Origin of the sequence: Rhizobium alarense, from assembly GCF_021555155.1 — a bacterium.
GTDB lineage: Bacteria > Pseudomonadota > Alphaproteobacteria > Rhizobiales > Rhizobiaceae > Rhizobium_D > Rhizobium_D alarense.
The window spans coordinates 55951-63613 of record NZ_JAKGBU010000003.1 but is presented as its reverse complement, the minus strand read 5'-3'; the positions used below and the strand labels follow the sequence as shown (position 1 = coordinate 63613).

At 66.4% G+C, this 7663-nt stretch carries 5 protein-coding genes and 1 pseudogene; all 6 read right to left on the bottom strand.

Annotated elements, in window-relative coordinates; translation table 11 throughout:
- Positions 1–214, bottom strand: a pseudogene (locus tag LXM94_RS01675) (D-amino acid aminotransferase); the annotation flags it as partial.
- 8 nt (positions 215–222) lie between these two features.
- Positions 223–1599, bottom strand: coding sequence for a Trk system potassium transporter TrkA (gene trkA, locus LXM94_RS01670; protein ID WP_235769413.1), 1377 nt, complete (start codon positions 1597–1599; stop codon positions 223–225).
- Positions 1600–1657: 58 nt separating this feature from the next.
- Positions 1658–3022 (bottom strand): nitrogen assimilation response regulator NtrX, encoded by a 1365-nt coding sequence (gene ntrX, locus LXM94_RS01665; protein ID WP_235769412.1) that lies wholly within the window; start codon positions 3020–3022, stop codon positions 1658–1660.
- The gene (locus LXM94_RS01660; protein WP_235769411.1) at positions 3012–5282 is read right to left on the bottom strand and encodes a sensor histidine kinase NtrY-like; all 2271 of its coding nucleotides are present in this window, start codon (positions 5280–5282) and stop codon (positions 3012–3014) included. The genes ntrX and LXM94_RS01660 overlap by 11 nt, the downstream gene beginning before the upstream one ends.
- Positions 5283–5470: 188 nt before the next feature.
- The gene (gene ntrC / locus LXM94_RS01655; protein WP_235769410.1) at positions 5471–6925 is read right to left on the bottom strand and encodes a nitrogen regulation protein NR(I); all 1455 of its coding nucleotides are present in this window, start codon (positions 6923–6925) and stop codon (positions 5471–5473) included.
- Between the two features lie 10 nt (positions 6926–6935).
- Positions 6936–7663: two-component system sensor histidine kinase NtrB (locus LXM94_RS01650; RefSeq protein ID WP_235769409.1), on the bottom strand; the 728-nt coding region annotated here is incomplete at its 5' end.

Here is a 7663-nt window from a genome sequence, read left to right as displayed (position 1 = left end):
CGAGGGCCGCCCGCGTCATCGGCCAGGCCATGCGCAGTTCGCGCAGCGAGCGGTCGAGGCGGTCGAGATGCCGCGTGATGTCCACGATAAAACCGTGACGGACCTCGCAGACCTCGTAGACGCCATCGGCAAACTGGTAGCCGCGGTCTTCGATATGAACCGCCGCATCGGCGTGGCGGACGTAACGGCCGTTGACATAGGCGCAGCGTGGCATGGAATTTCCTAGAAATACTGGATGCTGACGCGGAAGAGCTGCTCGACGTGCCGCACGGCGGTGGCGGCGGCGAAGAGAACCACGCGGTCCTTCGCCCTGATCTTCGTGCCGCCGTCCGGCCGGATCACCGCGCCGTCGCGATAGATCGCGCCGATGCGGATTCCCTCCGGCAGTTCGAGTTCGCGGAAGGGCTTGCCGACGAGCGGCGAGGTTTCCAGCGCCTCGGCCTCGATGACCTCGGCCGAGCCGCGCTGGACGGCATAGACCGAGCGGATGCGGCCCTTGCGGACATGCTGCAGAATGCCGGAAATCGTGACCGCGCGCGGATTGATATGGGCGTCGATGCCGAGGCTGCGCGTGAAATCCTGGTAGCTCGGGTCGTTGATCAGCACGAGGTTCTGCTTGCAGCCGAGCTTCTTGGCCATGACGCTGCCGAGGATGTTGATCTGGTCGTTGTTGGTCAGCGCCACGACCAGGTCGGCGTTCTGGATGTCGGCCTGCAGCAGCATCTTCTGGTCCAGCGCCGAACCGTGCAGGACGACGGCATTGCGGAGCTTGTCGGCGATCAGCACGGCCCGCTCGCGGTCCGCCTCGATGATCTTGACGCGGGTGCGCGGCTGGTAGTCCTCGATCGCCTTGGCGACGAAATAGCCGATATTGCCGCCGCCGGCGATGACGATGCGCGCCGCCTCCTGCTCCTCGTGGCCGAACAGCGCGAGCGTGCGCCGCACGTGGTTGCGGTCGCAGACGACATAGGCGAGATCGCCCGTCTGCAGCTGGTCGGCGGAGCGCGGCACGGCGAGCTTGCCGTCGCGGAAGATGCCGGTGACGGTCGCCACGAGGTCGGGAAAGAGCTCGGAGAGCTGCTGCAGCGGCGTATCGACGACCGGGCAGTCCTCCATGCACTCGATCGCCAGCATGACGATGTGGTCGTTGGCAAAACGCACCACGTCGGTCGCGCCCGGGAAGGAGATGCGGCGCAGCACCATCTTGCCGACCTCGACCTCGGGCGAGATCGTGACGTCGATCGGAATGCTTTCGCGCGCGAAGAGATCCGAATATTCCGGCGCAAGGTAGCTCTGGGCGCGGATGCGGGCGATTTTCGTCGGCACGTTGAAGAGCGAGTGCGCGACCTGGCAGGCCACCATGTTTATCTCGTCATAGAGCGTGACCGCGATCAGCATCTCCGCCTGGTCGGCCCCGGCCTTGGCGAGCACCTCGGGATGCGCGCCATGGCCGACGATGCCGCTGACGTCCAGCGTCTCCGTGATGGCGCCGATCAGGGCGGCGGAGGTGTCGATGACCGACACGTCGTTGCCCTCCTCGGAAAGCCGCTCGGCGATGCCGTATCCGACGCGCCCGGCACCGCAGATGATCACCTTCATGTTTCAGACCTCGTGCGGGAGGAAACGGCGCCTGCAGGACACGGGGCGCCGAGTCGGCTTATACGCCAAGCGACTTCAGTTTGCGATGGAGGGCGGAGCGTTCCATGCCGACGAATTCCGCGGTGCGGGAGATGTTGCCGCCGAAGCGGTTGATCTGCGCCACGAGATAGTCGCGCTCGAAGAGTTCCCGCGCCTCGCGCAGCGGCAGCGTCATGATGTGCTGGTCGCCCTGGGTCGAGATCTTCGGCAGCATGTCGCCGACCTCAGTCGGCAGCATGTCGGCGGTGATCGGCGTCTCTGGCCCGTCGCTGCGGGCAAGGATCATCAGGCGCTCGATGTTGTTGCGCAGCTGGCGGATATTGCCGGGCCAGTCGTGCGCCTGCAGCACGGCGAGCGCATCGTCGCCGATCTTGCGGGCGCGGATGCCCGCCTGTTCGCTGATCTGGCGCATGAAGAGGTCGACAAGGAAGGGAATGTCCTCGCGGCGCTCGGCAAGCGCCGGCACCCGGACCGGCACGACGGCCAGCCGGTGGTAAAGGTCTTCGCGGAACGTGCCGTCGGCGATATGGCTTTCGAGATTGTAGGCCGTCGACGAGATGATGCGCACGTCCACCTTCACCCGCTTCGAGCCGCCGACGCGCTCGAACTGCTGGTCGACGAGCACCCGCAGGATCTTGTTCTGCGTCTCGCGCGGCATTTCGCCGATCTCGTCGAGATAGAGAATGCCGCCATGCGCCTCCTCCAGCGCGCCGGTCTTGCGCTGCTGGCCGGTGCCGCCCTCCGTGCCGAAGAGCGCCACCTCCATACGGTCCGGCGTGATCGCGGCGGCGTTGAGCACCACGAAGGGGCCGTTCGCGCGGGTCGACTTGCGGTGGATCATGCGCGCGACCAGCTCCTTGCCGGAGCCGGAGGGCCCGAGGATCATCACGCGGCTGTTGGTCGGCGCCACCTTGTCGATCGTCTGGCGCAGCTGCGACACGGCGACCGAGGTGCCGATCAGTTCGACCGGATCGCCGGAGCGGCGCTTGAGCTCCGTCACCTCGCGCTTCAGCTTCGAGTTCTCGATCGCCCGTTCGGCGATCAGGATCAACCGGTCCGCCTTGAAGGGCTTCTCGATGAAATCGTAGGCGCCGCGGCGGATCGCCGAGACGGCCGTCTCGATGTTGCCGTGGCCGGAGATCATCACGACCGGGAGGTCGGCATGCCGGCTCTTGATCTCGTCGAGCAGCGCCAGGCCGTCGAGCCGGCTGCCCTGCATCCAGATGTCGAGGAAAACCAGGCGCGGCACGCGGTCGCTGATCGCCGCGAGCGCGCTGTCGCTGTCGTAGGCCGTCCGTGTTTCGTGCCCCTCGTCCGACAGGATGCCGGACACGATCTCGCGGATATCTTCCTCGTCATCCACCACAAGAATATCAGACGCCATGAGCCAGTTCCTTGCCTTCCTGTTCCGCCTGGGCGGCCGCATTTTCGTCGACGGGCAGAAGGACGCGGATCATTGCGCCACGGCTGCCGTCGAAATCGGCGGGCGCATCGTGCAGTTCGATCTGCCCGCCATGGTCCTCGATGATCTTCTTGACGATGGAGAGACCGAGACCGGTGCCCTTCTCCCGCATCGTCATATAGGGCTCGAGAATGCGATGCCGATTCTCGGTCGGCAGCCCCCTGCCGTTGTCGATCACGTCGACGACGAACATCCGCTCGGCCCTCGTGGCGCGCACCAGGATCTTGCCGCTTCCGGCCCGCCCTTCCTCGCTCGGCAGGCCCTCGATCGCCTCGACGGCATTCTTGATGAGATTGCCGAAGGCCTGGGACAGCATGCGCGCGTCGAAATGCCCGGTAAGCGGCGTATCGCCGAACTCCCTCAGGAATGTGACATGGGTGATGCCCATCTCGCGCAGGAACACCGCATCCTTGAGGATCGTGCGCAGGTCGCTCTCCTCCTTGGTCGGCTTCGGCATGCGGGCGAAGGCGGAGAATTCGTCGACCATGCGGCCGATGTCCTCGACCTGGCGGACGATGGTGTCGGTGCACTGGTCGAAGACGGCCCGGTCCTCCTGGTCGATCTGCTTGCCGTAGCGGCGGCGCAGGCGTTCGGCGGAAAGCTGGATCGGCGTCAGCGGGTTCTTGATCTCATGGGCGATACGGCGCGCGACATCGGCCCAGGCGGTGGAGCGTTGCGCGATGACGAGATCGGTGATGTCGTCGATGGTGATGACGAAGGATTCCTGCGCGTCGGTCGATTCCTCGCGCGTCACCTGGATGTTGAGCGTGCGTTCCGCGCCGCCGCGCATCAAATTGACCTGCCGCCGGTAGTCCGACCGGTAGCGGTTCGACGCCTCGCGGAGGATCGGCTCGAACTCCGGCGCGACGTCGGCAAGCTTCGCGCCGATCAGCGAGGCGGCCGTGTGGCCGAGCATGAATTCCGCCGGCGGGTTGACGATCGTCACGCGCCCGTCCGCCTCGACGCCGATGACGCCCGCGGTGACGCCCGACAGCACCGCCTCGATGAAGCGGCGGCGGTGATCCATCTCGTCGCGCGCCTCCAGGATCTCGTGCTGCTGCGTCCGGATCTCGGAGATCATCTTGTTGAAGGTGCGCGACAGGTTACCGACGTCGCCATCGGCGGCGCGCACCGGCACATTGACGTCGAGATTGCCGGAGGCGACGCTGTCGGCCGCGCCGATCAGCAGGCGGATCGGCCGGACGATGCGGTCGGCAACGGCGATCGCCGTCCAGATCGCGGCCAGCAGCACGATGAGGGCAAAGCCGAGATAGAGCACGCCGAAGGCGATCTGCAGCGAGGTGCGGCCGGCCTCCAGCGCCCGGTACTCGGCCGTGTTCTCCTCCATCAGGCGCATCGACCGCATGACCTCGGGATCGACGGTACGAATGGTGTAGAGGAAGGCGTCCGGGATCTGTTCGAGCTTGATGACCGCGCCGACGAGATTCGTGACACCCGGCGGGATCAGCGTCGGCTGGCCGGCGGCCGAGCTCTTCAGCGCGTCCTCCGGAACCGACGGCAGCGGCTTTTCCGTCGGGATGTTCGCCTGCAGGATGATCGAGCCGTCCTCGCGCACCAGGAAGGCGCCGAGCATGCCGCGCCCCCTCGCCTGCCGCGTCATCAGCTCCGTGAAGCCGGTGCGGTCGAGGCTGTAGAACTGCCGGTTGCGGTCGAGGTCGTTCGCCATCGAGACGGTCTGGCCCTGCAGGTAGCTGGCATTCTCCAGCACATAGGCCTGCGCGACGTTCAGCGAGGAACTGACGATCGACTGGGTACGGATCGAGAACCAGCGGTCGAGGCCGACATCGAGCGTGATCGAGGCGAAGATCGCGACGAGGATCGCCGGCGTGATGGCGACGATCGAGAACAGCGAGACGATCCGCACATGCAGACGCGCCGCGGCGCGCCCGCGCCGGCGTGCCTTCAGCAGCCGCCCGATCTCCCGGCCGATGAGATAGATGAGGCCGAGCACGAAGAGCGCATTGATCGAGGCCGAGGCGATGACGACGTTGGTCTCCGGCCGGATCGGCGTCAGGCCGAGCAGGATGAAGAGCGACACGGTCGCCGCGACCAGCGCGCCGCCGGCCAGCAACAGGCCCGGCAGGGCGAAGGACGCGCGTCGGTCGCCGCCGGCATTCCCGCCGCCCTCGTCTCCGCCAAGCACACCCGCCGTATCCGCCATGCGATCTTCACCCCAGCGGCGGCGCTGCTGCGCCCCGCCGGCTCCCCGTCATTCTCTTTCCGCCGACAACCGCAGAGACCGGCCGTCGTCCTACAGACGAACAGCCGGGCCGCGCTATTCGCTGCCGGCGCGCCTGTTACCTTCAAGCAACATATTGTGGCGAAAATGCAACGGTCGGGAGGCCCGCGTCAAGTGGCGCGGGAGCTTCGGTAAACGGAAACACCGAGTTCGCGGATCTTCTTGCGCAGGGTATTGCGGTTCAACCCCAAAAGGTCCGCCGCCTTGATCTGGTTGCCGCGCGTCGCCGTCAGCGCGGCGAGAATGAGCGGATACTCCATTTCGGCGAGCACCCGGTCATAGAGGCCGGACGGCGGCAATCCGTCGCCGAAGCTCGAGAAATACTGCCGCATGTTCTCCTCGACCGCCTGCGAGATGGTGAGGGCACCGCTGCGCATCGGGGTCTTCTCGATGGGGCTGTCGGGAATGTCGGCGCGCAGCTCGCTCTCGATGATCTCCCTGGTGATCACGTCCTGCGGATAGAGCGCCGTCAGCCGGCGCACGACATTTTCGAGCTCGCGCACGTTGCCGGGCCAGGGATGCGCCTTCATCAGTTCGAGCGCCTCCTGGTCGAAGCGCTTGGCGTCGAGGCCCTCCTTCTCGGCCTGCTGCACGAAGTGGCGCACGAGGTCGGGAATGTCCTCCGCCCGGTCGCGCAGCGGCGGCAGGCGGAGCGGCACGACGTTCAGGCGGTAATAGAGGTCCTCGCGGAAAAGCCCCTGGTTGATCGACTGCTTCAGATCCTTGTTGGTCGCCGCGACGATGCGCACATCCGTCCGGATCGGCGTGCGGCCGCCGACCGTCGTGTATTCCCCCTGCTGGAGCACGCGCAGCAGCCGCGTCTGCGCGTCCATCGGCATGTCGCCGATCTCGTCCAGGAAGAGCGTGCCGCCCTCCGCCTGCTCGAAGCGGCCGGTCGCGCGGTTCTGCGCGCCGGTAAAGGCGCCCTTCTCGTGGCCGAAGAGTTCGGATTCGATCAGGTCGCGCGGAATGGCCGCCATGTTGATGGCGACGAAGGGGCCGTTGCGGCGCTTGCCGTAGTCGTGCAGCGCGCGCGCCACGAGCTCCTTGCCGGTTCCCGATTCGCCGGTGATCATCAGCGTCAGGTCGGTCTGCATCAGGCGGGCGAGCACCCGGTAGATTTCCTGCATCGCAGCCGACCGGCCGACGAGCGGCATGCCGTCCTGCGTGTCATCGTCGAGCTTGGCGGGCTTGCGCTTCGGCTCGGCGAGCGCGCGGCCGATGATGGCAATCAGCTCGGTGAGGTCGAAGGGCTTCGGCAGATAGTCGTAGGCGCCGCGCTCCGAGGCCTTGATCGCCGTCATGAAGGTGTTCTGCGCGCTCATGACGAGCACCGGAAGCTCGGGCCGGGCCTTCTTGATGCGCGGAAGCAGGTCGAAGGCGTTCTCGTCCGGCATGACGACGTCGGTCACCACGATGTCGCCGTCGCCGGCGGCGATCCAGCGCCAGAGCGTGGCGGCGTTCGATGTGATACGGACGTCGTAGCCCGCACGGCTCAGCGCCTGGTTCAGAACCGTGCGGATCGCTGCGTCGTCGTCGGCTACAAGGACTGTGGCGCCTGTCATCGGGTATGTCCTATGGTCTAGAAGTGTCGTCGTATTCGTTGGCGCCCTTCGATGCGGGCATCAGCACGCGGAAGGTGGTGCGCTGGCTCTGGCTGTCGCATTCCACGATGCCGCCATGCGCGCCGATGATCTTGGCGACCAGGGCAAGCCCGAGGCCGGATCCGTTGGTCTTCGTGGTGATGAAGGGATCGAAGAGATGCGGCAGCAGGTCGGAGGGCACGCCCGGCCCGTTGTCGTGCACGCAGAATTCGAGCGGCAGCGACACCTTCTCGCGCGTGCCGGCGACCGAGAGCTTGATGCCCGGGCGATAGGCCGTCGTCAGGATGATCTCGCCCTCCGGCCGGTCCCCCACGGCCTCGGCGGCGTTCTTGATGAGGTTCAGAAACACCTGCACGAGCTGGTCCCGGTTGGCGAACACCTGCGGCAGGGACGGATCGTAGTTCTCGCTGATCTTGATGTTGCGCGCGAAACCCGCCTTCGCGACCGCCTTCACATGGTCGAGCACCGAATGGATGTTGAGCGGCACGCGATCGACCGGCCGTTCGTCGGAGAACACCTCCATGCGGTCGACGAGCGAGACGATGCGGTCCGTCTCGTCGCAGATGAGACGCGTCAGTGCCCGGTCCTCGTCGACGACGGCGGTCTCCAGCAGCTGCGCGGCGCCGCGGATGCCGGAGAGCGGATTCTTGATCTCGTGCGCCAGCATCGAGGCGAGGCCGGTGACCGAGCGCGCGGCGG

Coding starts and splice junctions, on each gene's coding strand:
- trkA (WP_235769413.1), bottom strand. CDS start 1,599: ATGAAGGTGATCATCTGCGGTGCCGGGCGCGTCGGATACGGCATCGCC.
- ntrX (WP_235769412.1), bottom strand. CDS start 3,022: ATGGCGTCTGATATTCTTGTGGTGGATGACGAGGAAGATATCCGCGAG.
- LXM94_RS01660 (WP_235769411.1), bottom strand. CDS start 5,282: ATGGCGGATACGGCGGGTGTGCTTGGCGGAGACGAGGGCGGCGGGAAT.
- ntrC (WP_235769410.1), bottom strand. CDS start 6,925: ATGACAGGCGCCACAGTCCTTGTAGCCGACGACGACGCAGCGATCCGC.